Annotated in this window: 28 protein-coding genes and 1 tRNA gene; 16 read left to right on the plus strand and 13 right to left on the minus strand. The window is 69.1% G+C overall.

Annotated elements, in window-relative coordinates; all coding sequences use genetic code 11:
- Positions 1–58 precede the first annotated feature (58 nt).
- The 5 genes from kduI to AC1DMQ_RS23635 all read left to right on the plus strand — a co-directional run bounded on the left by kduI (position 59) and on the right by AC1DMQ_RS23635 (position 4,185).
- A complete protein-coding gene (gene kduI, locus AC1DMQ_RS23615) occupies positions 59–901 on the plus strand; it encodes a 5-dehydro-4-deoxy-D-glucuronate isomerase (RefSeq protein WP_477035977.1) in 843 nt (280 codons plus the stop codon).
- A 62-nt stretch (positions 902–963) separates the two neighbouring features.
- The gene (locus AC1DMQ_RS23620; protein WP_477035978.1) at positions 964–2,169 is read left to right on the plus strand and encodes a glycoside hydrolase family 88/105 protein; all 1,206 of its coding nucleotides are present in this window, start codon (positions 964–966) and stop codon (positions 2,167–2,169) included.
- A gap of 41 nt (positions 2,170–2,210) precedes the next feature.
- A complete protein-coding gene (locus AC1DMQ_RS23625; RefSeq protein WP_477035979.1) occupies positions 2,211–2,972 on the plus strand; it encodes a FadR/GntR family transcriptional regulator in 762 nt (253 codons plus the stop codon).
- Between the two features lie 29 nt (positions 2,973–3,001).
- Positions 3,002–3,952 carry a DUF4861 family protein gene (locus AC1DMQ_RS23630; RefSeq protein WP_477035980.1) on the plus strand — a complete coding sequence of 317 codons (951 nt, stop codon included), beginning with the start codon at positions 3,002–3,004 and terminating at the stop codon, positions 3,950–3,952.
- Between the two features lie 65 nt (positions 3,953–4,017).
- Positions 4,018–4,185: a hypothetical protein gene (locus AC1DMQ_RS23635; RefSeq protein ID WP_477035981.1), complete on the plus strand. Its 168-nt coding sequence runs from the start codon at positions 4,018–4,020 to the stop codon at positions 4,183–4,185.
- Between the two features lie 13 nt (positions 4,186–4,198).
- On the opposite strand, the gene AC1DMQ_RS23640 is transcribed toward AC1DMQ_RS23635, so the two are convergent.
- Positions 4,199–4,283 (minus strand) — tRNA-Leu (locus AC1DMQ_RS23640).
- Between the two features lie 165 nt (positions 4,284–4,448).
- Here AC1DMQ_RS23640 and AC1DMQ_RS23645 point away from each other — a divergent pair.
- The gene (locus AC1DMQ_RS23645; RefSeq protein ID WP_477035982.1) at positions 4,449–5,462 is read left to right on the plus strand and encodes a P1 family peptidase; all 1,014 of its coding nucleotides are present in this window, start codon (positions 4,449–4,451) and stop codon (positions 5,460–5,462) included.
- A gap of 6 nt (positions 5,463–5,468) precedes the next feature.
- Here AC1DMQ_RS23645 and AC1DMQ_RS23650 read toward each other — a convergent pair whose 3' ends face one another.
- The 3 genes from AC1DMQ_RS23650 to AC1DMQ_RS23660 all read right to left on the minus strand — a co-directional run bounded on the left by AC1DMQ_RS23650 (position 5,469) and on the right by AC1DMQ_RS23660 (position 7,276).
- Positions 5,469–5,978, minus strand: coding sequence for a MarR family winged helix-turn-helix transcriptional regulator (locus tag AC1DMQ_RS23650; RefSeq protein ID WP_477035983.1), 510 nt, complete (start codon positions 5,976–5,978; stop codon positions 5,469–5,471).
- Between the two features lie 214 nt (positions 5,979–6,192).
- Positions 6,193–6,957: a hypothetical protein gene (locus AC1DMQ_RS23655; RefSeq protein WP_477035984.1), complete on the minus strand. Its 765-nt coding sequence runs from the start codon at positions 6,955–6,957 to the stop codon at positions 6,193–6,195.
- A 73-nt stretch (positions 6,958–7,030) separates the two neighbouring features.
- Positions 7,031–7,276 (minus strand): hypothetical protein, encoded by a 246-nt coding sequence (locus AC1DMQ_RS23660; RefSeq protein WP_477036000.1) that lies wholly within the window; start codon positions 7,274–7,276, stop codon positions 7,031–7,033.
- Between the two features lie 107 nt (positions 7,277–7,383).
- On the opposite strand from AC1DMQ_RS23660, the gene AC1DMQ_RS23665 reads away from it, so the two are divergent.
- Complete coding sequence (locus AC1DMQ_RS23665; protein ID WP_018112967.1) at positions 7,384–7,566, plus strand: DUF3606 domain-containing protein; 183 nt, start codon at positions 7,384–7,386, stop codon at positions 7,564–7,566.
- A gap of 60 nt (positions 7,567–7,626) precedes the next feature.
- Here the strand turns inward: AC1DMQ_RS23665 and AC1DMQ_RS23670 are convergent, their stop codons facing one another.
- Together AC1DMQ_RS23670 and AC1DMQ_RS23675 are read right to left on the minus strand one after the other, a co-directional pair.
- Positions 7,627–8,049, minus strand: a complete 423-nt coding sequence (locus AC1DMQ_RS23670) for a hypothetical protein (RefSeq protein WP_477035985.1) — start codon at positions 8,047–8,049, stop codon at positions 7,627–7,629.
- Positions 8,050–8,053: 4 nt separating this feature from the next.
- Positions 8,054–8,308, minus strand: coding sequence for a DUF3297 family protein (locus AC1DMQ_RS23675; protein ID WP_007664089.1), 255 nt, complete (start codon positions 8,306–8,308; stop codon positions 8,054–8,056).
- 159 nt (positions 8,309–8,467) lie between these two features.
- Here AC1DMQ_RS23675 and AC1DMQ_RS23680 point away from each other — a divergent pair, with 159 nt between their 5' ends.
- The 5 genes from AC1DMQ_RS23680 to AC1DMQ_RS23700 all read left to right on the plus strand — a co-directional run bounded on the left by AC1DMQ_RS23680 (position 8,468) and on the right by AC1DMQ_RS23700 (position 12,788).
- The gene (locus AC1DMQ_RS23680) at positions 8,468–9,073 is read left to right on the plus strand and encodes a YqaA family protein (RefSeq protein WP_477035986.1); all 606 of its coding nucleotides are present in this window, start codon (positions 8,468–8,470) and stop codon (positions 9,071–9,073) included.
- Positions 9,070–9,642, plus strand: a complete 573-nt coding sequence (locus AC1DMQ_RS23685; RefSeq protein WP_477035987.1) for a disulfide bond formation protein B — start codon at positions 9,070–9,072, stop codon at positions 9,640–9,642. Before AC1DMQ_RS23680 ends, AC1DMQ_RS23685 begins: the two co-directional genes overlap by 4 nt.
- 1 nt (position 9,643) lies before the next feature.
- Entirely contained in the window at positions 9,644–10,204 is a 561-nt protein-coding gene (locus AC1DMQ_RS23690) for a demethoxyubiquinone hydroxylase family protein (RefSeq protein ID WP_477035988.1), read from the plus strand.
- A gap of 113 nt (positions 10,205–10,317) precedes the next feature.
- A complete protein-coding gene (locus AC1DMQ_RS23695; RefSeq protein ID WP_477035989.1) occupies positions 10,318–12,123 on the plus strand; it encodes a M1 family metallopeptidase in 1,806 nt (601 codons plus the stop codon).
- 131 nt (positions 12,124–12,254) lie between these two features.
- Positions 12,255–12,788: a VanZ family protein gene (locus AC1DMQ_RS23700; RefSeq protein ID WP_477035990.1), complete on the plus strand. Its 534-nt coding sequence runs from the start codon at positions 12,255–12,257 to the stop codon at positions 12,786–12,788.
- Between the two features lie 63 nt (positions 12,789–12,851).
- On the opposite strand, the gene AC1DMQ_RS23705 is transcribed toward AC1DMQ_RS23700, so the two are convergent.
- The 3 genes from AC1DMQ_RS23705 to AC1DMQ_RS23715 form a co-directional block, all read right to left on the minus strand.
- The gene (locus AC1DMQ_RS23705; protein ID WP_477035991.1) at positions 12,852–13,136 is read right to left on the minus strand and encodes a hypothetical protein; all 285 of its coding nucleotides are present in this window, start codon (positions 13,134–13,136) and stop codon (positions 12,852–12,854) included.
- 73 nt (positions 13,137–13,209) lie between these two features.
- On the minus strand, positions 13,210–13,371 hold the full coding sequence (locus tag AC1DMQ_RS23710; RefSeq protein WP_477035992.1) for a hypothetical protein: 162 nt from the start codon (positions 13,369–13,371) through the stop codon (positions 13,210–13,212).
- A 117-nt stretch (positions 13,372–13,488) separates the two neighbouring features.
- On the minus strand, positions 13,489–14,052 hold the full coding sequence (locus tag AC1DMQ_RS23715) for an HNH endonuclease (protein WP_089930049.1): 564 nt from the start codon (positions 14,050–14,052) through the stop codon (positions 13,489–13,491).
- Between the two features lie 239 nt (positions 14,053–14,291).
- Between AC1DMQ_RS23715 and AC1DMQ_RS23720 the strand changes: the two genes are divergently transcribed.
- A complete protein-coding gene (locus AC1DMQ_RS23720; protein WP_477035993.1) occupies positions 14,292–15,131 on the plus strand; it encodes a TolB family protein in 840 nt (279 codons plus the stop codon).
- 2 nt (positions 15,132–15,133) lie between these two features.
- Here the strand turns inward: AC1DMQ_RS23720 and greA are convergent, their stop codons facing one another.
- Positions 15,134–15,613 carry a transcription elongation factor GreA gene (gene greA / locus AC1DMQ_RS23725; protein WP_477035994.1) on the minus strand — a complete coding sequence of 160 codons (480 nt, stop codon included), beginning with the start codon at positions 15,611–15,613 and terminating at the stop codon, positions 15,134–15,136.
- Positions 15,614–16,166: 553 nt separating this feature from the next.
- Between greA and AC1DMQ_RS23730 the strand changes: the two genes are divergently transcribed.
- Positions 16,167–16,790, plus strand: a complete 624-nt coding sequence (locus AC1DMQ_RS23730) for a TetR/AcrR family transcriptional regulator (RefSeq protein ID WP_477036001.1) — start codon at positions 16,167–16,169, stop codon at positions 16,788–16,790.
- 6 nt (positions 16,791–16,796) lie between these two features.
- Positions 16,797–17,636 (plus strand): tRNA glutamyl-Q(34) synthetase GluQRS, encoded by an 840-nt coding sequence (gene gluQRS / locus AC1DMQ_RS23735; protein WP_477035995.1) that lies wholly within the window; start codon positions 16,797–16,799, stop codon positions 17,634–17,636.
- Here the strand turns inward: gluQRS and AC1DMQ_RS23740 are convergent.
- The 3 genes from AC1DMQ_RS23740 to AC1DMQ_RS23750 are packed head-to-tail and all read right to left on the minus strand — an operon-like array spanning position 17,633 to position 19,831.
- Positions 17,633–17,944, minus strand: a complete 312-nt coding sequence (locus tag AC1DMQ_RS23740; protein ID WP_477035996.1) for a winged helix-turn-helix domain-containing protein — start codon at positions 17,942–17,944, stop codon at positions 17,633–17,635. The two genes, gluQRS and AC1DMQ_RS23740, sit on opposite strands and share 4 nt — an antisense overlap.
- 7 nt (positions 17,945–17,951) lie before the next feature.
- Positions 17,952–18,587, minus strand: coding sequence for a hypothetical protein (locus AC1DMQ_RS23745; protein ID WP_477035997.1), 636 nt, complete (start codon positions 18,585–18,587; stop codon positions 17,952–17,954).
- Positions 18,588–18,622: 35 nt separating this feature from the next.
- Entirely contained in the window at positions 18,623–19,831 is a 1,209-nt protein-coding gene (locus AC1DMQ_RS23750; protein ID WP_477035998.1) for an acyltransferase family protein, read from the minus strand.
- A gap of 161 nt (positions 19,832–19,992) precedes the next feature.
- Between AC1DMQ_RS23750 and AC1DMQ_RS23755 the strand changes: the two genes are divergently transcribed.
- Positions 19,993–21,426 carry an alpha/beta fold hydrolase gene (locus AC1DMQ_RS23755; RefSeq protein WP_477035999.1) on the plus strand — a complete coding sequence of 478 codons (1,434 nt, stop codon included), beginning with the start codon at positions 19,993–19,995 and terminating at the stop codon, positions 21,424–21,426.
- The last annotated feature ends 382 nt before the right edge of the window (positions 21,427–21,808 follow it).

The following is a 21,808-nucleotide window of genomic DNA, read 5'->3' on the forward strand; positions in this document are numbered from 1 at the left end:
GCGCGACGGCGTCGATCCCCCAGGCGCGGCCCGTCGGCCCCCGTACGGGATCCGTCCGATGAGCGGGTCCGGCATGAAGCTGCGCCCCAGCACCGACCGCGAAGGCCTGCGTCGGATGACGGCGGAGGACATCCGCGACACGTTCGTGATCGACGACCTGTTCCAGCCCGGCCAGGTCTCGATGACCTATGTCGAGGTCGACCGCGCCGTGGTGGGTTCCGCCGCGCCGTTGGCCGCGCCCCTGCCCCTGCCCACCGACCGCCGCCTGGCCTCGACCCATTTCTGCGAGCGTCGCGAGCTGGGCGTGATCAATATCGGCGGTCCCGGCTGGGTCGAGCTGGACGGGGCGCGCCACGATCTGGACAACCTGGACAGCCTGTATGTCGGTCGCGGAGTCGAAACCGTGACCTTCGCCAGCGTCTCGGTCGATGCGCCCGCCAAGTTCTACTTCGTCAGCTATCCGGCCCACGCCGCCCACCCCAGCCGGGTGGTGCGCAAGGCCGACGCCCGGGAAATCCAGGCCGGCGACCAGAAGACCGCCAACCGCCGGGTCATCCGCCAGAGCATCCGCCCCGGCATCGTCGAGACCTGTCAGCTGGTCATGGGCTTCACCGAGCTGGAATCCGGCAACGTCTGGAACACCATGCCGCCGCACACCCACGGGCGTCGCAGCGAGATCTACATGTATTTCGACGCCGCTCCGGCCCGGGTGATGCACATCATGGGCGAGCCTTCGAACCCTCGGACGGTGTTCATGGACGACGGCGAGGCGGTGTTCTCGCCCAGTTGGTCGATGCACAGCGGCGTCGGCACGGCCGACTACCGCTTCGTCTGGTCGATGGGCGGCGAGAACCTGGACTTCGACGACATGGACCACCTGACCCTGGCCGACCTGCGCTAGGGGCGCGGGCGGCCGGACAAGAGACCGAAGACAAGTACAAGAACGACTAGGGAGACGAGACGATGTTGCGACGCCTGACCGGAACGCTTCTGGCCACCGCCGCCCTGCTGGGCCCGATGCAGGCCTGCGCGGCGACTCCCGCCCAATCCGGAGCCAAGCCCACCGCCGCCCAAACCAAAGCCGCGAAGACCAACGCGGCCGTCCTCGCGGCCGGCGCCCATGTTGCCGACTGGCAGTTGGCCCACATGGACAACTTCGACTACGTGCCCGCCTCGCAGTTCCGGCGCGACACCGAGGCCCCGCGCGACTGGATCCAGGCGGCGTTCTACATCGGCCTGACCGCCTTCGCGGACGCCCAGAAGGACCCCAAGTACGCCGACGCGATCCTCGCCCACGGCCAGGCCGAGGGTTGGGGCTTCGACAAACGCCCCCGCCACGCCGACGCCGACGCCACCGGCGCGGTCTGGATCTGGTCGGCGGCCCGCACCCATGACGCGGCCAAGCTGGCGCCGACGCGCGCCCGCTTCGACGCCGTCCTGGCCGATCCCTCGACCGTTGACCTGAGCTTCGAGGCCAAGCCGCCCCAAGGTGGCGATCCCTATTGCCAGGCCCGCTGGTGCTGGAGCGACGCCATCTTCATGGCCCCGCCCGCCTGGATCGCCCTGACCAAGGAGACCCGGGATCCGCGCTACCTGGCCCATGCCGACAGCGAGTTCTGGGCGACCACCGACCTGCTCTACGACAAGGCCGACCACCTCTATTTCCGCGACAGCCGCTTCATCGCCAGGCGCAGCGACGCCGGCGCCAAGATCTTCTGGGGGCGCGGCAACGGCTGGGCCTTCGCCGGCATCGCCCGCATCCTGCAGGACCTGCCCAAGGACCATCCCAGCCGGCCGCGCTACGAGCAGCTGTTCAAGGAGATGGCCGCCAGGATCGTCACCCTGCAGGGAGAGCAGGGCTACTGGCCGGTGTCACTGCTGGAGCCGCAGAAGACCCCCGAGACCAGCGGCACGGGCTTCTTCGTCTACGGCCTGGCCTGGGGCGTGAACCATGGCCTGCTGCCGTCCGCCCAGTATCGCCCCGCCGTCGACAAGGGCTGGACCGCCTTGGCCGCCGCGGTCGAGCCGGACGGCAAGCTGGGCTGGGTCCAACGCGTCGGCGCCGCGCCCGACCAGGTGGGTCCCGACGACACCCAGCTGTACGGCGTCGGCGCGTTCCTGCTGGCGGCCAGCGAGGTCTCGAAGCTGCCCGCTCCGGCCAAGCGGTGACGCCGATTGCCCCGCCGCCTGTCCCCGCTAGGATGATCGACATGACCACCGGCGCATCAGACCCTCAAAAGCTCTACCAGCAGATCGCCCGGGCGATCTCCACGGCCATCAACGACGGCCGCTACGGACCGGGCGACAAGCTGCCGTCCGAGCGCGAACTGGCCGATGACTTCGGCGTGAGTCGTCCGACCATTCGCGACGCCATGATCGCCCTGGAGTTCCAGGGCCTGGTCGAGGCCCGCCAGGGATCGGGGGTCTATGTCACCGCCGTGGCGGCGCCGGTGGCCGACGATCCGGCCGAGATGGAGGTCGGGGCCCTGGAGCTGACCGAGGCGCGACGCCTGTTCGAGGGCGAGGCCTGCGCCCTGTCGGCGGCCACCGTCACCGACGACAACCTGGCCCTGCTGGACCAGATCGTCGGCCAGATGGCCCGCAGCTTCGCGCCCGACGAGGTCGAGCGGCTGGAGCAGGAGTTCCACCTGGCCATCGCCCGCGCCACCGGCAACGCCGCCATCGAGGCCGGGGTCGAGGACCTGTGGACCCTGCGCCAGCAGTCGCCGGCCTGCGTGGCCATGTTGCGGCGGGCCCGCGCCCATGGCGGCGGCGACTTCGTCGAGGAGCACCGCCAGATCATCGCCGCTTTGCGCCAGCGCGACCCCAAGTCCGCCCGCCAGGCGATCCACGCCCACCTGGCCCAGGTGATCGACGACCTGCTGGCCGTGACCGAACTCGACGCACTCCAGCAGACCCGCCAGAAAATGGCCGAGCAGCGACGCGAGCTGGCTCGGCGCACCGAAATCTGACTCCCCACCCATCGTCACGAGGTCGCCCCATGACCAAGCCCCTGCTTTGCCTCGCCCTGGCCGCCGCCCTGGTCGCGCCCGCCGTGGCCTTCGCCCAGACGGGGGGCCAGACCCCGCCGGCGATGCCGCCGATCGTCAAGCCGCTGCCCAAGCCCGACGCCGAGGGCCAGAAGCCGCGCGCCGTCGTGGTCTATGCCGACTACCGCTTCGACGACATCCTGTGGGAGAACGACCGCACCGCCCACCGCATCTACGGCCCGGCGCTGCAGGCGGCCGAGCCGCCCTCGACCTCGGGGATCGACGCCTGGGGCAAGAGCGTCCGCTGGCCGTTCATGGACCGCCAGCTGCGCACCGGCGACCAGCATTCCTTCCACGGCGAGGGCCTGGACTTCTACGACGTCAACACCTTCCGGGGAGCCGGCGGCCTGGGCGTCTGGCAGGACAACAAGCTGTGGACCTCGCGCAACTGGAAGTCCTACGAGATCCTCAAGACCGGCGGCGACGTGGCCCAGTTCAAGGTCGACTACGCCCCCTGGCCGGTCGACGTGGACCGCAAGGTCTGGGAGACCCGCACCTTCACCCTGCCGCTGGGCACCAACTTCACGCGGATGGTCTCGACCATCAGCTCCGACAAGCCCGGCCCGCTGGTGGTCGGCATCGGCATCAGCAAGCGCAAGGCCACCCACCAGGGCGCGGGCGGCGTGTTCACCAAGGACCTGGGCGCCGGGCGGGTCTCGTACTGGGAGCCGAGCGATCCGGTGAAGGGCACGATGGGCATCGCCCTGATGGTCGATCCCAAGGCCCTGGTCGAGGTGCGCCAGGACGCCGACAACTACCTGGTCCTGATCAAGGTCGAGGCCGGCAAGCCGTTTGTCTACTACATGGGCGCGGCCTGGGACAAAGGCCTCGACTTCCACGATCGGGCCGGCTGGGAGGCCTATGTGAGGGACCAGAAGCCGGATTTCGATCCGGCGCACTGAGGCTTCGCGGAACCGCCGGCGACCGGCGCGCGCTCCCCGGAGAGGCGCGAACGGACGAGACCACCGTGGGCAAACGATCCAAAGCGATAGCGACGGCGGCCAAGCGGCCGCTGCGCGCGTCCCTGTCGACCGCCGCCCTCGTCGTCGACTGGGCGACCCTGGCCGCCCTGGGCGCCGCCACGGTGGCGCTGGTGGTCACCACCTGGCGTCCACGTCGCCGGGACAAGTCCTGAATTCAGAAAAGATTGGTGCGGGCGGCCGGGGTCGAACCGGCACTCCTTTCGGAACCGGATTTTGAGTCCGGCGCGTCTACCAGTTCCACCACGCCCGCACGGCGTCGGCCCTTGTTCGAGGCCTCTCCCCGCCGGACGACTGGACGTCTCGACGAGGGGAGAGCTTCCTAGCAAAGGCGGGGGCGAAGTTCCAGACGCCTTGGGACGCTTTCCACATCGGACCATCTCGCCGATGGTCCCGCTCCCGCAGGAGACACAGCGCCTTGCCCCATCCTCCCCGCCCCGGTCCCCGCAACCTGATCACCGACGTGCCCGGCCTGACGGTCGGCCACGCCACCGACGAGGCCGTGCGCAGCGGCGTCACCGCCCTGCTCTGCCCCGAGGGCTGGATCGGGGCGGTGGACGTGCGCGGCGGCGGGCCGGGGATTCGCGAGAGCGACGTGCTGCGGCCGGAGAACACCTTCACCCGGGCCCACGCCATCACCCTGTCGGGCGGCTCGGTGTTCGGCCTGGGGGCGGCGGACGGCGTGACGACGGCCCTGTCGGCGGCGGGGCACGGCCTGCGGCTGGTCGCGGGATCGCCGGCCATTCCGATCGTGCCCGGGGCGGTGCTGCACGACCTGGGCAACGGCGGCGACAAGGCCTGGGGACTGGATCCGCCCTATCGCGCCCTGGGCCTGGCCGCCGTCGCGGCGGCCGGCGAGGACTTCGCCCTGGGCTCGGTCGGGGCGGGACGCGGGGCCATGGCCGGCGTCGAGAAGGGCGGCGTCGGCTCGGCCTCGCTGGACCTGGGCGACGGCCTGATTGTCGGCGTCCTGGCGGCGGTCAATCCGGTGGGGTCGGTCTACATGCCCGGCGGCGAGACGTTCTGGGCCTGGCCGTTCGAGATCGACGGCGAGTTCGGCGGCCAGTCCTCGGGAAATGGGGCTCCGGACCCGTCGGCTCGCGCGGTCGAGCCGATCCCCGACGACACCAAGCTGGCGGCGCTGGGCCGGTTCTACGCCGGCGCCAACACCACCCTGGCCGTGGTGGCGACCACCGCCGCCCTGACCACCGCCGAGGCGACGCGCCTGGCGATGATGGCCCAGGACGGCCTGGCCCGCGCCATCCGCCCCGCCCACACGCCCTTCGACGGCGACGTGGTCTTCGCCCTGTCTTCAGGCGCGGTCGAGATCGGCGAGGGTCCGCGGCGGTCGTTGACGATCGCCCGGCTAGGCTCGGCGGCCGCCGACACCCTGGCCCGGGCGATCGCGCGGGGGGTCTATTCGGCGCGCTAGGCGGCTCTAGGAGCCCGGCGCGATGTCCGCTCCGTAGAGCGTGCCGGCCGCGCTCTCCAGCTGACCCAGCAGGCGCTTGAGGGTGGTCACCTCGCTGGGCTGCAGGCCAGCCAGCAGGGCGGCCTCGTAGGCGCGGGCCAGGGGCACGATCTCGGCGAACAGGCGACGGCCGGCGGCGGTGAGCTCCAGGCTGTGCGAGCGCCGGTCCACGCGGTTGCTGAGCCGAACGGCCAGGCGGCGCTCGACCAGGTCCTGGGCGGCGCGGCTGACCCGCACCTTGTCCATGGCCGTACGCACGACGGCGGCCTGCTGGGTCAGCGGCCCTTCGGCCAGCACCGACATCAGCCGCCACTGCGGGATGCTGAGGCCGAACCGGTCCTCGTAGGCGCGGGAGACCAGGCGGGTCACCGCGTTGGCGGCGACGACCAGCTGGTAGGGCAGATAGTCGGCCAGCGAGACGTGATCGGCGGCGCCTTCGGGGGGAATCTGAGTCATGAGTGAGACCGTCGCGGCCATGGCCTTCCTTTCGTCCTCCATACGCCCGCGACTCTGGCGGTCGCTCGCGTCGACAAGACCCGATCTGGCGCGGCGTGACAGCCCCGCTCAATCATGGCCAAGCCTGGGGACAGGAAAGCGGACATTTCGCTTGGTGGTTGTGCATTCGGCCGCCTAGACGCCCAGCGAAGGGGCGCCCGGCGATGGAGCGCCCGCAAAAGTTGGAACGGACGGCTCAGTGCTCGTCCGTCGCCTTGGACTTGAACGCCTCGGTCTTGGTCAGCGCCGTCTGGCAGCGTTGCAGTTCGTTGAGACAATCGCCCCGGCTCCAGAAATCGGAAAATTCCACAACAGCCATGCGGACTTGGCGAGAATAGTCCTTGTGGTCAAGAACCTTCGGCGCTTCCTCCTCGTGCTCGTCGTGCCCATGGTCGGGCTCGGCCGGGCGGTGGCTGGTCAGGACCAGGGTCTGGCCGCCCAGGATGGTGACATTGGCCGCGGCCAGTTCCAGCTCGGTCTCCGGCTTGTGGCCGACGCCGTGCGCGCCGTGGCCGCCATGGCCGTCGCCGTGACCGTGCTTGTCGTCCTTCTTGCCGCCGTGAGCGCCGCCATGAGCCCCCTTGGCGGGCCTGTCCTGGGGCTTCTCCTCGACCGGTTCGCCCTTGAGGGCCTCGGTTATGCCCTTCAGCGCCTTGGCGCAGGGGCCGCCGAACGCCAGCACGGGACCGATCCGGCGCTGCACTTCCTCGACCAGGTCCTGGGCCTTGTAGAGCAGCTCGCCCGACGGCGCGCTGGTGGCCGCCACGCACTTGGCCTTGATCGCCTCGTGGATGGTCTTGGGAACCTCGCGCCAGCGCTCGTCCCGCCCGCGCCCGCCCACGTACTTGCCGAGGTAGTAGGTCAGGATGGCGACGGCCAGCACGACCAGGGCGATCCCCGCCAGCAGGGTGGGATCGAAGATCGGAACCGGCGTATCGACGGGAAACTCTGACTGGTACACCGGACCCCCTCCAGCAGCAGGCAAGCAAGAGTCATATGGTTAACGCATGATGGCTCAGCTTGCACGACCAAGGTTATGCAATGGGGCTGGAAATCACGCCTCGGGCCTTGGCGCCCTGGTCGTAGCGGCTGGGGCCGCCATAGACGGCGACTTCGCACAGGATGTCGCCGCCGGGTTCGCTGACCCACAGGTAGTTGCGCTCGACCTCGACGTTGCGTCCGGCCGGCGAAATGCCCTCGAAGGTGTCGCCCCAGGGAATCACCTTGTTGAGGTCGCGCCAGGTCAGGGTCATGGCGCGCGACAGCTCGTCCTCGGCCATGGCTTCTAGGTCGGGATCGCTCATGGGGATCTTTCCGTGTCTGCCAGTCGCCTCGACAACATCCGTGGCGCAGGATAGGCCCGCGAACGGAATTCAAGGAGACAACGATGGGCGCCCCGAAAGGCAAACGTGATTTCCGCGACGAGGACCGCCTGGACCCGCGCGAACGCCATCAGGTCGAATACTGGATGAAGCGCTGGGGCGTGACCAAGGACCAGTTGGTCGCCGCGCACCGCAAGGTCGGCAACTCGATCAAGGACATCGGCGCCGAGCTGGGGAAAAAGCGCTAGATTCCAACATTTAGAGCGTGACGGGCGCCGAAACCGGCATCCACTTTCGGCTGTCACGCTCTAGCGCTTATCCCGCCGGAACTTCGCCGCCTCGGCCGCCAGCGACGTCGCCGAGGGATCATGTTCGTCCGGCTCGGGCTCGAACGGCAGGTGGCCGGCCACGCCGCGCAGGGCCAGCCACAGCGGGTGGCTGAAGTGGCCCAAGATGCGCAGCGGCCGGCGCTTGTCGTCCATGACGTCCCAGCCCTCCAGCTCGAACGCGTCGGCCTGTTCGCGCAGCGACTTGACGTCGATGCCGTCCCAGCCCGGCGGATCGGGGATCACGGCGGCTTCGTCGGCGGTGAGGCCGAAGGTGTCTCGCGCCAGTTGGTCGATCTCCGGGAACTGGACCCGCGCTTCCGGATCGGCGAACGACGGCTTCATCAGCGCCCGGGTCTCCAGGTCGGCGAAGCCGGGCAGGTCGATCAGGCGGCGCGGGGCCATGGCGCTAGGCCTCTTCGGCGTTGTCGTTGCGCCAGTACGGCGCGACCACGCCCTGCAGCTTGATGGTCATCGGGTTGCCCTTGCGGTCGACCGCCTTGCCGGCGGTCACGCGGATCCAGCCCTCGCTGACGCAATACTCGTCGACATTGGTCTTCTCGACGCCGTTGAACACGATGCCCACGCCGCGCTCGAGGATGTCGGCGTCGTAGTGCGGGCTCGAGGGATTGGAGGCCAGGCGGTCGGGGGGCGTATCGCTCATGGGATCGTCTTTCGAAGAATTTGGACAGCAAAAGCCGTCGAACGGGCGTGATAGCCACCCAAGGCCGCAATTCCAATAGGATTGCACGCGATCGCGCGAACCGCCGCGACAAGGTCACGGTCGCCTGCTAGCTACGGCCGTCCTTATTTCGGAGTCCGCATGCTGCGTCGCCTCTACGACTGGGTCATGGGCCTGGCCGCCTCCCGCCACGCCTCGGTCGGTCTGTTCGCCGTCTCGTTCGCCGAAAGCTCGTTCTTTCCCGTCCCCCCCGACGTGATGCTGGCCCCGATGGTGCTGGCGCGGCCCGACCGCGCCTGGCGCTACGCGGCGCTGTGCACCCTGGCCTCGGTGCTGGGGGGGATCCTGGGCTACGCGATCGGCTTCTTCCTCAAGCCGCTGGGCGTCTGGCTGATGAGCGTCACCGGCCATGCCGGCGGCATGACCGAGTTCAAGTGCTGGTACGACCAATACGGCGTCTGGGTGATCCTGGCCAAGGGCGTGACCCCGATCCCCTACAAGCTGGTGACCATCGCCTCGGGCCTGGCCGCCTTCAGCTTCCCGATGTTCATCTTCGCCTCGGTGCTGACGCGCGCCGCCCGCTTCTTCCTCGTGGCCTGGGTGGTCAAGAAATTCGGCCCGACGATGATGCCGGTGATCGAAAAACGCCTGGCCCTGTTCGCGGGCCTCCTGATCGCCCTGCTTGTCATCGGCCTCACGGCGAGCCACTTCTTGGGTGGAAGCAGCGGCGGAGCGTGCGCGGCATGACGATCGAGAACGTCGAGAACAAGGTCACCCGGATCCGCGCCACCGGACCCGTGACGCCGGCGGTGCGCAGCCCGCTGGACCTGATCGCCGAGCAATGGCCGGCCCTGGCCTTCGCCGCCTGCGCCATCATGCTGGGCGCGGCCCACGCCTTCGAGACCTTCGGCAAGCTGGCGCCGTGCCTGCTGTGCCTCAAGCAGCGGGAAGTCTATTGGGTGACGGGCTCGGTGGCGCTGGTCGCCGTCGTGCTGACGCGCACCGCCTGGGCGGACCGGGTGCGCAAGCCGCTGATCCTGCTGCTGGGGATCGGCTTCCTCTACGGGGCGGGCCTGGCGGCCTATCACGCCGGCGCCGAGTGGAAGTGGTGGCCTGGTCCCACCGCCTGCGCGGCCGGCGGCGCGGCTTCGGCCGACGACCTGGTGGCCATGCTGAAGGGCGTCAAGATCGCCGCCCCGTCGTGCGACAAGGCCGTCTGGATCTTCCTGGGCCTGTCGATGGCCGGCTGGAACGCCGTGATCTCGCTGGGCCTGGCGATCGCCTCGGGCTTCGCCGCCTTCCGCAAGAGTCTCTGAGATGGACCGCCCTGTCCCTCCCCGCCCCGGCGCCGGCGCCCAGAAGGCGCGGCTGGCCGAGATCCTGCGGGTCGACCAGGCCGGTGAGCTGGCGGCCGTCCACATCTATCGCGGCCAGCAGGCGGTGATGCGCCAAGCCCCCGGTCGTGAGCGGATCGCCGACCAGCTGCAGGAGATGGAGGGCCACGAACAGGTCCACCTGAGCCGCTTCAACGAACTGCTGGGCGAGCGGCAGGTCCGCCCCACCCTGATGTCGCCCGTCTGGCGCGCCGCCGCCTTCGCCCTGGGCGCCGGCACCGCCCTGCTGGGCGAGAAGGCCGCCCATGCTTGCACCGAGGCGGTGGAGACGGTGATCGAGCAGCACTACGCGGGTCAGATCGCCGAGCTGGAGACGCGCGACCCGTCGCTGGCCGCCGAACTCAGCCAGTTCCGCGACGACGAGCTGCACCACAAGGACATCGCCATCGGCGAAGGCGCGTTGGACGCGCCGGCCTATCCGCTGCTGTCGGCCGTGATCCGCGCGGGTTGCCGCGCCGCGATCAAGATCAGCGAGAAAATCTGACCGGCGTTCGCTGAAACGTCGGAAGAACCGCCCCTGAAACTTCCTGCTTGGCGGCGTGCGTGGCCGAGCTTACCCATGTCGCCGGAAAATCGCGTCGCGAGGGGAGTTTCGCTTTGCCTACCCAGTCCTACCGCCGTCGAGCCGCGGCCCTTTGCGCCGTTTCGCTTCTGGCGCTGGCCGGCGCCGCCCACGCCGCGACGCCGGCCAAGCCGGTCAACCCGCCCAAGCCCGTGCCGACCACCGCCCTGACCCTGGGCACCGGCGGCCAGATGCCCGCCGAGGAAGCCGCGGTCACCCTCGAGCATGTCGACCTGAAGCTGAAGATCATTCCCGAGCGCAAGGCGATCGAGGGCGACGCCACCCTGAGCCTGGCGGCCAAGAGCGCCCTGCCCCGCATCGTCCTGGACTTCGACAAGAACTTCACAGTCAGCGCCCTGATCGTCGACGGCAAGACCCTGCCCGCCTCGGCCTGGACCAACCCTGAAGGCCGCCTGACCATCACCCCGGCCGCGCCGATCGCGGCCGGAGCCAAGACGGTGGTCCAGATCCGCTACGCCGGCCAGCCGCACGAGGCCGAGAGGGCGCCGTGGGACGGCGGCTTCGTCTGGAAGAAGACCCCGACCGGCGAGCCCTGGATCGCCAGCGCCGTGCAGGGCGACGGCTGCGACCTGTTCTGGCCGTGCATCGACTTCCCGACGGGCGAGCCGCTGCTGGTCGACTTCTACATCACCGTGCCCGCCCCGCTGTCGGCCCCGGCCGGCGGCGTGCTGATCGGCGTCGAGGAGAAGGACGGCTGGCGCACCTTCCACTGGCGTCAGAAGCAGCCCGACACCTACGCCGTCGCGGTCAATGTCGGCCCGTACGTGAAGCTGGAAGACACCTACAAGAGCCGGTTCGGCGACAGCTTCCCCATCGAATACTGGTACCTGAAGAGCGACGACCCGGCGAAGGCCAAGGCCCTGTTCGCCGAGTTCCCGACCACGCTCGACTTCTTCGAGCAGATGATCGGCCCCTACCCGTTCCGCTCGGAAAAGCTGGGCGTCGTCGAGACGCCGCACCTGGGCATGGAACACCAGACCATGAACGCCTACGGCAACGAGTACAAAAAGGACGTCTACGGCTACGACTGGCTGTTCCAGCATGAACTGTCGCACGAGTGGTTCGGCAACCAGGTGACCAATGTCGACTGGGACGACATGTGGATCCACGAGGGCCTGGGCAGCTACATGCAGCCGCTGTTCTCGCAATGGCTGCACGGCGACATGGAATACATGACCCGCCTAAACGCCCAGCGGGTCGGCAGCAAGAACCTGTTCCCGATCGTCTCCGACAAGGTGATGACCGAGGATCAGGTCTACAAGCCCGAGGGCGGCCCGGCGAACGACATCTACGCCAAGGGCTCGAACGTCATGCACACCCTGCGCGCGACGATCGGCGACGAGGCGTTCTTCAAGTCGGTGCGCACCCTGGTCTACGGCCGCCCCGACCCCAAGCCCGGCAATTTCGCGCCGCGCTACGCGACCACCAAGGAGTTCATCCGGATCGTCAACGACGTGACCGGCAAGGATTACCAGTGGTTCTTCGACGCCTACTTCTACCAGGCCAAGCTGCCGGAGCTGCGGACCACGCGCGACGGCGACGACCTGGTGCTGAGCTGGAAGACGCCCTCGGGCAAGGCCTTCCCGATGCCGGTCGAGGTCAAGGTCGGCGACAAGATCGTCACCGCGCCGATGACCGACAACACCGGCCGCATCAAGGTGGGCGACGCCGTGCCGGTGATCGTCGACCCGGCGTCCAAGATCCTGCGCCGCCAGCCTTATCTGGAGGACTACGCGGTCTGGAAGAAGGCCGCCGACGAGGCCGCCAGGAAGGCCGAGGACGCCAAGAAGGCGACCACCGCCCCGGCGAAGAAAAAATAGCCGCCTGACGCCCCGCCGCCCCGGTTTCCGGGGGCGGCGGGGCCCTGGTCATCTTCCGTTGACCCTGTTCCTTCACGGCTTGTAGGCCAAGGCGCCGTAAGGCTTTCAGCTCATCGCGAGCCAGGAAGCCCATGCTGACGCCGAACCATGTCGTGACCACCGCCCGCGCCGTTCTGGTGGTCGGCGCCCTGACCGCCGCGGCGCTGATGCTGGGCCCCTGGCAGGGTCTGGAACAGGCGTTCGGGCTGAGCGACGAGGCCGCCCACGCCATCGCCTTCGGCGGCCTGGTCGCCGTCTCGTTCCTGGCCTTCCCCCGCATGCGCCGCAACGACCTGGCCCTGGCGGCCGTGCTGCTGGGCGCCGGCGTCGAGGTGGCCCAGCTGTTCACCCCCGACCGCAGCGGCACGATCAGCGACCTGGCGGCCGACGCCGCCGGCGTGGGCGTCGTTTATCTGGCCAGCCATATCGAAAATCTCCGGGCCCTGGCCCGTCAGCGCGGCTCGGCGACCTTCGCCGACATCGCCGCCCAGGATCGTCGCCGCGGCGCCCGCCGCCTGGCGCCGGTGATCCAGGCCGTCTTCCCCTCGCCGGCCGAAACGCCGGAGGCCGAGCGCCCGGCCAGCTTCGCCAGCCGGGCGGCCCGACGCTTTCCGCGCCAGGCCTGACTAGAGCGTGACAGCCGAAAGTGGACGCCGGTTTCGGCGGCCGTCACGCTCCAAATAAACCCGTCAAGTAATACGCTTGACGCTGACCGGGTCGCTGCCCGGGAAGCTCTCCTCCAGGCCCTCGTCCAGCAGGGCTTCCTGGCGGCTTTCCGAGCATTCCAGCTTCTCGGCCAGCTGATCGTGCTTTTCGCCGTCGGCCAGCGGCGTCTCGGCTTCGCGCGAATGCGGCGCGTCGAAATGCTTATCCTCGTGCCGGACCTTGCCGTCGCAGGCCATGTCGGCCGTCGAGGCGCTGGTGCCGTGCGTGAAGTGGCGGCCGGTTTCTTCTTTTTTATGGCCAAAGATCATGGGGTCTCTCCCGTTCGTCGTCCCGAAGGGACGTCGGGGATAGAACCCTTGAGCCGGCACCCAGGTTGCGCCGTCAGAGCCCGAACACGATGGACCAGAGGACCACATTGGCCAGCGTCATGGCGGCCATCAGCCACCGCAGCCGGCGCTTGACGCTCAGCGCGCGTCCGTGCTCGTGAAGCGTCGGAGTGGAAAACACCGAAGGCCTTGAAGGCGTCGAAAGATTGGCAAGCATCGAATCCTCCCGCTGGACGGCCCCCTGTCCTTTGGGTCCGCCCAGCGGCGAGTCGATGCAAGCATAGCCACAAGGCTTTGTTTTCTGGACATTTTCGCGACTCGGCTTCGTCGCGTTCTAGGCTTCCAGTTCGATGTCCCAGTAGAGGTAGTCCAGCCAGCTGGCGTGCAGGTGTCCCGGCGGGAACCGGCGACCGCGGTCCTGCAGTTCGTGCATGCTGGGACGGCGCGCGGTGTGGAACGGATGCATGCCCGCCTCGCGCGGCGTGCGGCCGCCCTTGTGCAGATTGCAGGGCGCGCAGGCCGTGACGATGTTCTCCCAGGTGGTCCGGCCGCCGCGCGAGCGGGGGATCACGTGGTCGAAGGTCAGCTCGTCGGGCGAACCGCAGTACTGGCAGGAAAACCCGTCGCGCAGGAACAGGTTGAAGCGGGTGAAGGCCGGCGGACGATCCTGCGGCACGTACTGCTTCAGCGACACCACGCTGGGCAGCTTCATCTCGAACGAGGGCGAGTGCACCACGTGGTCGTAGGTCGAGACCACGTCCACTCGTTCCAGGAACACCGCCTTGATAACCTCCTGCCAGGGCCAGAGGGACAGCGGGTAGTAGCTCAGGGGCCGATAATCGGCGTTGAGGACGAGCGCCGGCATGCCGGACGGGGGGCGGGACAGCACCTGCATCAGGTCCTCCCTCGGGAACCCTGGGGGCTCCTACGACGATGTGGGCCGAACAGGCCCCTATGAAGCGGATACGCGGTCGGACTGAAGACGGGCCTCCTTCCTACGCATTCTCAGGAATCGCCATTCATTCCCGAACGCACAAAAAGGATGAGCCAAGTCGACGACAGAACCAAGACATCCTTGCACTTGGCGCATGAACTATCGCGGCTATGGTCGACGACGGACATTCGAGAGCTTTCGCCATGCCGACGCCCGTCTTCGCCGTGATCGTCCTGGCCGGATTCCTGGCGGCCGGACCGCCCGTTCCCCTGCTCCCCGGGATCGTCGATTCGCCCGACACCGAGGTCCGCCCCGCCTTCAGTCCCGATGGCCGCTGCGTGCTCTGGGGCTCGATCGGCGCGCCGAAGACGCCCTGGCGCATCCTGCAGACCTGCCGCGACGGCGCGGGATGGTCCAAACCCGAGGCCGTGTCGTTCGACGGTCCCGACAACGACTTCGACCCGGCGTTCTCGCCCGACGGCCGCACGGTCTATTTCTTCTCCAACCGCCCGGGCGGCCAGGGCGGCGACGACCTCTACGCCGTGGATCGCGACCCGGCGACCGGGGCTTTCGCAACGCCGCGCAACCTGGGCCCGCGCTTCAACACCCCCGGCGACGAATGGGCGCCCTCGCCGACGGCCGACGGGAAACTGATCTTCTCGTCCGACGGTCATGGCGGGCCGGGCAAGCAGGACCTGTTCGAAGGCGATCTCAGGGGCGACGCCCCGGTTCGAGGCCTCGGGCCGGAGGTCAACGGCCCGCTGGACGACTTCGACGCGGCCCTGCTGGCCGACGGCCGCACCCTGGTGTTCGCCTCCGGAGACCTGAAGGCCGAGACCCGGGTGACCCTGCACAGCGCCAGGCGCGGCGACGACGGACGCTTCGGCCCGCGCAAAGCCCTGGCCCCGCCGGTCAACTGTTCCGAAGCGATCAACAACGGGCCGGCCATCGATCCCAAACGACCGGGCGTGCTGTTCTATTCCGCCTATTGCCCGACCCTGGGTCCGGGTCGGATGGACATCTTCGAGGTTCCGACGCCCTGACGTCAGTCGATGGCGACGATCTCGACCTCGCCGCCGGCCACCATGGCGGTGTCGCCCACGCCCTTACCCAGCAGGGCCCGGGCCACCGGCGAGACATAGGACACCGAGCCCTTGGTCGGATCGGCCTCGTCCTCGCCGACGATGCGGAAGGTCTGGCGGCGGCCGTCCTCGCGGTCGAAGGTGACGGTCCCGCCGAACTGCAGGCCCTCGACGGACGCATCGCGCTCGCGCAGCTGGGCGCTGGCCCGGCGGGCGGACCAGTAGCGCAGGTCGCGGGTGGCGCGGGCCATGGCGGTGCGGTCCTGGGCCACGTCGCCGCCGGCCTGGGCGGCGCTGTAGGCGGCGCGCGCCACGGCCAGGGCCGCCTCGATCTGGGCCAGCCCCTCCGGCGTCACCAGGTTCGGGTGCGGCGAGATCGGACGGTCCAGCAGGTCGGCGGCGAACGCCTCGCTGTCGCCTTCCTTGGTGAAGGCGACGCTCATGGCTGCGTCCTTGGGGGCCTCATCTCGGCGATGGGAGAAGGAAGGGTCATGTCTGGAAAATCCGGCCCGTCGCGGGATGTTCCGCCTCGGGAGCATCCGACCTAGGCGCGCATGGCGGCGGGATCAAGACATGCAAAAGCCGCCGGCGATCACGCGCGGGCGGCTTCGAACACTTCTGACAAGAGTCCGGCGGACCGGACGGGGGGGCGATCGTGTCGGCGGGACGGCGTGGGGATCCGCTGGTTCCGTCGGCCAAGAACGCTGGCGGGTTTTAGATCGCCACGCCGATCAGGGCGGCGGCGACGCCGACGGCGGCGGCCAGGAAGAAGCCGACGGCCATGCGGTCGAGAGCGGTTTCGAAGGCGAAGAAGGTATTGGTCATCACACACGTCCTTGAGTTCTGGTTGCGGAGCGCGGCCATCAAGGGCCGCTTCCCCGGTCCAGACCGAGCCGATCTGGACAGTGCTTAGATAGCACTGATCTAAACGACGTCAAGATGAATCTTTACGCCGTTAGGATGGATTTTTGAACAGGAACGGTTACAGTGTCCGAGATGACACAGACCGCCTCTTCCGAAGCCCGCCCCTACCACCATGGCGACCTCAGCCGCGCCCTGGTCGAGGCCGCTCGGCGAATCCTCGAAACCGAAGGCCCCGCGGCGCTTTCGCTCAGGGCCGTGGCGCGGGAAGCTGGCGTCAGCCCGGCCGCGCCCTATCACCATTTCAAGGACAAGGGCGAACTGCTGGACGCCGTCGCCCACGAAGGCTGGGCCGCCCTGGACGTCGCCTTGACCGAGGCCCGGGCCAAGGCCGTGGACAGCAAGGAGCGGATGACCAGCCTGGGCGTGGCCTACGTCTGCTTCGCCCGCGACAATCCCGCCCTCTACCGCGTGATGTACGACTGCTCGCGCGACAAGGACGCCCTGCCCGAGCAGATGAAGGAAGAAGGCGCCTACTGCCAGGTGCGCAACACCATCGACGAGCGCAGCGGCGGCACGGCCACGCCGATCGACCTGGAGCTGGCGACCATCGCCGCCTGGTGCGCCGGCCACGGCCTGGCCGAGATGATCAGCTTCAAGCAGTTCGAGCCGCTGAAGGAAGCGCTGGGCGGCGAGGAAGCCTTCCTGCGCGGCGTGTTCGAACACCTGGGCATGTTCGCCAAGCTCGATCAGGCATAGGTCCGCTTGAACTTCGCCACCCGCTTCGCCCCCTCCCCGACCGGCCACCTGCATCGCGGCCACGCCTTTTCGGCCCTGACCGCCTTCGATGCGGCCATGGCGGCTGATGGCCGGTTCGTGCTGCGGATCGAAGACATCGACGCCACCCGCAGCCGGCCGGAATTCGAGGCCGCGATCCTGGAGGACCTGGCCTGGCTGGGCCTGGAGTGGGAGCAACCGGTCCGCCGCCAGTCCGAACACTTGGCCGACTACCACCGGGCCGTCGACGTGCTGCGCGAGAAGGGCCTGGTCTATCGCTGCTTCCGCACCCGCAAGGAGCTGGACATCGGCCGCGCGCCGCACGAGCCGGCCCAGCCATTCACCGGCGGCCCGCTTCATCCCGACGAGGAGGCCGCGCGGCTGGAGCGGGGCGAGGCCTTCGCCTGGCGGCTGTCGCTAGACGCGGCTCGCGGCGCCTTGGGCGGGTTCGCTAGCCTGAGCTTCATCGAGGAGGGCGCGGGCCCCGAAGGCGAGACCGGCCTGATCCAGGCCCGCCCCGAGACCGCCGGCGACATCGTCCTGGCCCGCAAGGACGTCGGCGTGGCCTACCACCTGGCCGTGGCGCTGGACGACGCCCTGCAGGGGATCACCCACGTGATCCGCGGCCAGGACCTGTTCGAGGCCGCCCACATCCAGCGCCTGCTGCAGGCCCTGCTGGACCTGCCGACCCCGACCTATCGCCACCACCGCCTGCTGGTCGGTCCCGACGGCAAGCGCTACGCCAAGCGCGACAAGGCCCAGACGCTGCGGGAGCTGCGGGCGGCCGGCGTGACGCCGGAGCGGTTGCGGGCGGAGATGGGCCTCTAGCTCCCGCCGGCCTGTTCCACCAGCTGTCCCATCGCCTTGAGATAGGAGCCGAAGGCCTCTCGGCCTTGGTCGGTCAGGCGGACCCGGGTCAGGGGCTTGCGGCCGACGAAGCTCTTGTCGATCGCCACATAGCCGGCGTCCTCCAGCTTGCGCAGGTGGACCGACAGGTTGCCCTGGGTCACCTCCAGCATGTCCTTCAGCTCGGTGAAGTCCGCCACCTCGGCGCTGGCCAGGTAGGCGACGATCCCCAGGCGCACGCGGCCGTGGATGACGTCGTCCAATCCGCTGATGTCGAACTTGCCGGTCACGCCCGCCTCAGGCCGGCCGGGCCGCTTGGCGCTGGGCCTGGCGCATCATCCCGAAGCCCGGGACCGCCATCAGCAGGAAGAGGCTGGCGGTGGCGATCCCCAGATACAGGTCCGCGCGCTCGATCAGCATGCCCAGCGCCACGCCCGCGACCAGCCAGCCGGCGGCCACCAGCGCCATCCACCACCGCCTGCGCAGCATGAAGATCACGTACCAGACCGCGCCCTGCAGCACGAAGACCACGGCCGGGTGAAACAGCCAGTAGTGGAAGTCCTGGTGGCGCGCGGCGGCGCTGGCGAAGACCAGGACCAGGGCAAGGTTCGCTATGCCCGCTCCGGCGAAGGCGGAATTGACCGCTCGGCTGGTCACCCCGATCGCCGGCCGCTTGCGGTCGACGATGATCACGATCGTCATCAACACCAGGAAGATCAAGGTCGGCGCCCAGGCCATGATGATGTTGGCGGCCGGCGACAGGTGGATGAGCCCGATCTCCTGGAGGTAGTAGCTCAGGCACTGGATCCCGTAGAGCACCCCGGCCGAGCCGTAGAGCGCGCTGCCGGCCACGCCCATCCCGCCACCGCCGCCCTCGGCGACGGTCCGCAGGAAGGCCAGGTCGTCCTGGACCGACTTGATCTTGTCGTTCATGGGCATGGTCCCCTTCAGCGCCGCATCATGGCCGCTCACAGGATTCGTCCCAACAGCGGCATGCGGCGCAGCGCCATCGTCGTCAGCCAGCTGAGGATCACCGCCCCGGCGATCACCACCAGGCCCTTGGCCAGCCCGCCCCAGACCTGGGGCAGCAGCAGCCAGCCCAGCCAGGCGGTGAAGATGTAATGGGTCAGGTACATGCCGTAGGCGTTGGCCTGCAGGCTGCGTCCGACCGGACCGGTCTTGCGCACGAAGCGCAGGAACACCGCCAGCACCGAGAACGACAGGGTGGCGCAGGCCAGGACGAAGGCCAGGCCGCCGACCACGTCCAGCACCGGCTTGGGCGGCGGGTTGGGCGAGAAGGCGATGATGAAGATGGCGATCGCCGCGATCACCGCCGGGACCGGCAGGATCTGCCAGGCCCACCAGCGCCGGGCCAGCATGCCTTGCGGATCGGTCAGGCCCTGGCCGACGCCCGCCGCCCCGAACGCCAGGCCGGCCAGGAAATAGACGAGGTAGTGGCCCGCCCGGCCGGTCTGGATCAGGAAGGGCCCCTCGGTTGTCCAGTGGCCGAACGGCAGGACCATGTTCAGCGGTACATAGGCCAGGGCGCTGGCCGCGACGAGGATCAGGAACGCACGGCCCGGCCGGCGCGCGGCCCCCTGCGTCCAGCGGCCCAGCGCCGGGATCAGGCGGGGAAACAGGCCGTCCAGGGCCGCGGCGACCACGCCGAAGACCAGCAGCACCCATAGGAACCAGGCCGGACCGCTGGGCCAGAACGGCAGGCTCATCCAGGCTTGGGCATAGGCCGAGAGCGACAGCGCCCCGCCGGACTGCAACCACGCGGGAGCGTAGGCCAGCGGGGCCAGAAGTCCCGCGCCGACCACGAACGGAACGCCCAGCCGCAGCGCCCTGCCCTTCAGGAACCCGCCCGCCCCCTTGGCCTTGATGCTCTCGGCGACGAACAGGCCGGAAACCAGGAACATCAGCGACATGAAGAAGATGTCGTTGACCAGGGTCAGCAGGCCGAAGCCGGCGAACCTCTGCGGGTCCACCACCGGGAACGCCGTCCACAGGATCGGCGGCTCGGTGAAGCCTTTCGGAGGCGGCGCGTACGGATGGTAGGTCAGCACCGCGTGATGGGCGACGACCAGCAGGGTCAGGAAGGCCCGCACGGCGCCGATCGGCGCGTTGCGTTCCGCCGAGGCGGTGACTTCGATTGATTTGAGAGGCGCGTGCATGGCCGGGCTCCGTTGCGATGGCTGGACCATGTATCAACTGGTTTGTTTTGTAAACTAGTTGACGAACGCCGGTATCGAAACAGCTCGATCGGCCGCTCTTGCAGATCGATCGCCGGCGGCTCTAAGCATGACCGGAGGCGACGATCGCCATGGAGACGACGATGCGCGGATGGATGCTGGCGGCCGGCCTCACGATGGGACTGGCGGCGGGAGCCCTGGCGGCGACCGGCGCGCAAGCCGCCGAGCCGAAGTTCACGCCCGGCCCGTGCGCCGGCGACTATTCGGGCGTCAGCAACAAGATCCAGTGCGGGACGCTGGTCGTCGACGAGACCCGAGGCGGGCCGAGCACGCGGCGCGTCGCCATCCCGGTGACCATCGTCAAGGCCAGCGCGCCCAAGGCCGGCCTGCCGCCGGTGGTCTATCTGCACGGTGGTCCCGGCGGCGGGGTGGTCGAGAACGTGGCCCGCAGCTTGCGCGGCCCGGCCCGCGAACTGGTGGCCGTCGACCAGGACTGGATCTATTTCGACCAGCGCGGCGGCGGGGTGGCCTCGCCGATCCTCGACTGCGGCGGCGTGGCCCTGAACGACGCCGGCCCGCTGAACGACGCGGCCGCCCAGCAACTGGTCGCCTGCGCCCAGCGCCTGAAGGATTCCGGCGTCGACCTGTCGCGCTACAACGCGGTTGAGGTGGTCAAGGACATCCAGGACCTGCGCAAGACCCTGGGCCTGAAGCAGATCGACCTGTTCGGCGTATCGTACGGCACCCGCATCGCCCTGGCCGTGGTCAAGCACGACCCGACCGGCGTTCGCGCCGTGGTGCTGGACTCGCCCTGGACGCCGGAGGCCAAGTGGGCCGAGGGCGGGCCGGAAATGGTCTCGGACGCGGTGAAGGTGATCTTCAAGCGCTGCGCCGAGGACGCCGCCTGCAACGCCAAGTATCCGCATCCGGGCGCCGATCTCGACGCGGTGGCGACCAAGCTGCTGGCCGCCCCTCAGACCATCGGCGGCAAGGTCTACACCGCCGACGACCTGGGCGGCTTCCTGATGGACGCGGCCTACAGCGGCCCCGACGCCCGCGCCCTGCCCGCCACCGTCGCCAAGTTCGCGGCCGGCGACATGACCGCCCTGGCCGAGCAGATGGCCGACCGCAGCGGCTACAACGAGGCCCAGCACCTGACCCACCTGTGCAAGGAGGAGTTCCCGTTCGAGAGCGAGGCGGCCATGCGCAAGGGCGCCCAGCGCGACCCGGTCTCGCGGCTGCTCGAGGCCTCGATGGGCCGCTACTTCGCCGTCTGCAAGGCCTACGACGTCGGCGCGCCCGACCCGGTCGAGGCCCAGCCGGTCTCCAGTCCGATCCCCACCCTGTTCCTGGCCGCCGAGATCGATCCCGGCTGCCCGCCGGCCGTGGCCAAGGCGGCCGTCGGCCGCTTCTCCAAGGGCCAGCTGACGATCATCCCCAACACCACCCACGGCGTCTCGCGCGGCAGCGCCTGCGCCCGCAGGATGATCCGCGGCTTCCTGGCGGATCCGACCGCGCCGATCGACCAGAGCTGCCTGCATCCGGAGCACGACAAGTTCGTGTTCGATCTGGATTAGGGACCTCCTGAGACGCTGTTGTGGCGACCACTTGCCCCCTACGGACCGCTTCGCGGTCGTCTTCCCCCAAAGGGGGAAGAGGGCGCGCGTTCTCCTCCGCCCCCTGTGGGGGCGGACAGGCGGCGAAGCCGCCAGGTGGGGGCAAGTGTTAGCGGGCACGGCGCTGCAAGCTCACGCCTTCGGCTGTGAGTGGGAATGGAAAGGGTCGCGGAGCGCCGGACGACGTCCGGAGATCTTTGAATGAATACCGTTTCGACGAAGCCGACCGCTCCGCGCCATCGTTATCCGCCAGCATCCGGTGGGCAGCCCTGTTGAGGCTTAGCCGGACCCGATCCCTGTCGTTTCCGACGAGATCAGCCGCCGGGGGCGCGGGCCAATGGGC

This window comes from Caulobacter sp. 05L422 (genome assembly GCF_056397765.1).

Bases quoted from the DNA above. Each gene is read 5' to 3' on its own strand.
- kduI (WP_477035977.1), top strand. From the start codon at position 59: ATGAGCGGGTCCGGCATGAAGCTGCGCCCCAGCACCGACCGCGAAGGC.
- AC1DMQ_RS23620 (WP_477035978.1), top strand. From the start codon at position 964: ATGTTGCGACGCCTGACCGGAACGCTTCTGGCCACCGCCGCCCTGCTG.
- AC1DMQ_RS23625 (WP_477035979.1), top strand. From the start codon at position 2,211: ATGACCACCGGCGCATCAGACCCTCAAAAGCTCTACCAGCAGATCGCC.
- AC1DMQ_RS23630 (WP_477035980.1), top strand. From the start codon at position 3,002: ATGACCAAGCCCCTGCTTTGCCTCGCCCTGGCCGCCGCCCTGGTCGCG.
- AC1DMQ_RS23650 (WP_477035983.1), bottom strand. From the start codon at position 5,978: ATGGCCGCGACGGTCTCACTCATGACTCAGATTCCCCCCGAAGGCGCC.
- AC1DMQ_RS23660 (WP_477036000.1), bottom strand. From the start codon at position 7,276: ATGGCCGAGGACGAGCTGTCGCGCGCCATGACCCTGACCTGGCGCGAC.
- AC1DMQ_RS23665 (WP_018112967.1), top strand. From the start codon at position 7,384: ATGGGCGCCCCGAAAGGCAAACGTGATTTCCGCGACGAGGACCGCCTG.
- AC1DMQ_RS23670 (WP_477035985.1), bottom strand. From the start codon at position 8,049: ATGGCCCCGCGCCGCCTGATCGACCTGCCCGGCTTCGCCGACCTGGAG.
- AC1DMQ_RS23675 (WP_007664089.1), bottom strand. From the start codon at position 8,308: ATGAGCGATACGCCCCCCGACCGCCTGGCCTCCAATCCCTCGAGCCCG.
- AC1DMQ_RS23680 (WP_477035986.1), top strand. From the start codon at position 8,468: ATGCTGCGTCGCCTCTACGACTGGGTCATGGGCCTGGCCGCCTCCCGC.
- AC1DMQ_RS23685 (WP_477035987.1), top strand. From the start codon at position 9,070: ATGACGATCGAGAACGTCGAGAACAAGGTCACCCGGATCCGCGCCACC.
- AC1DMQ_RS23690 (WP_477035988.1), top strand. From the start codon at position 9,644: ATGGACCGCCCTGTCCCTCCCCGCCCCGGCGCCGGCGCCCAGAAGGCG.
- AC1DMQ_RS23700 (WP_477035990.1), top strand. From the start codon at position 12,255: ATGCTGACGCCGAACCATGTCGTGACCACCGCCCGCGCCGTTCTGGTG.
- AC1DMQ_RS23705 (WP_477035991.1), bottom strand. From the start codon at position 13,136: ATGATCTTTGGCCATAAAAAAGAAGAAACCGGCCGCCACTTCACGCAC.
- AC1DMQ_RS23710 (WP_477035992.1), bottom strand. From the start codon at position 13,371: ATGCTTGCCAATCTTTCGACGCCTTCAAGGCCTTCGGTGTTTTCCACT.
- AC1DMQ_RS23720 (WP_477035993.1), top strand. From the start codon at position 14,292: ATGCCGACGCCCGTCTTCGCCGTGATCGTCCTGGCCGGATTCCTGGCG.
- greA (WP_477035994.1), bottom strand. From the start codon at position 15,613: ATGAGCGTCGCCTTCACCAAGGAAGGCGACAGCGAGGCGTTCGCCGCC.
- AC1DMQ_RS23730 (WP_477036001.1), top strand. From the start codon at position 16,167: ATGACACAGACCGCCTCTTCCGAAGCCCGCCCCTACCACCATGGCGAC.
- AC1DMQ_RS23745 (WP_477035997.1), bottom strand. From the start codon at position 18,587: ATGAACGACAAGATCAAGTCGGTCCAGGACGACCTGGCCTTCCTGCGG.
- AC1DMQ_RS23750 (WP_477035998.1), bottom strand. From the start codon at position 19,831: ATGCACGCGCCTCTCAAATCAATCGAAGTCACCGCCTCGGCGGAACGC.
- AC1DMQ_RS23755 (WP_477035999.1), top strand. From the start codon at position 19,993: ATGCGCGGATGGATGCTGGCGGCCGGCCTCACGATGGGACTGGCGGCG.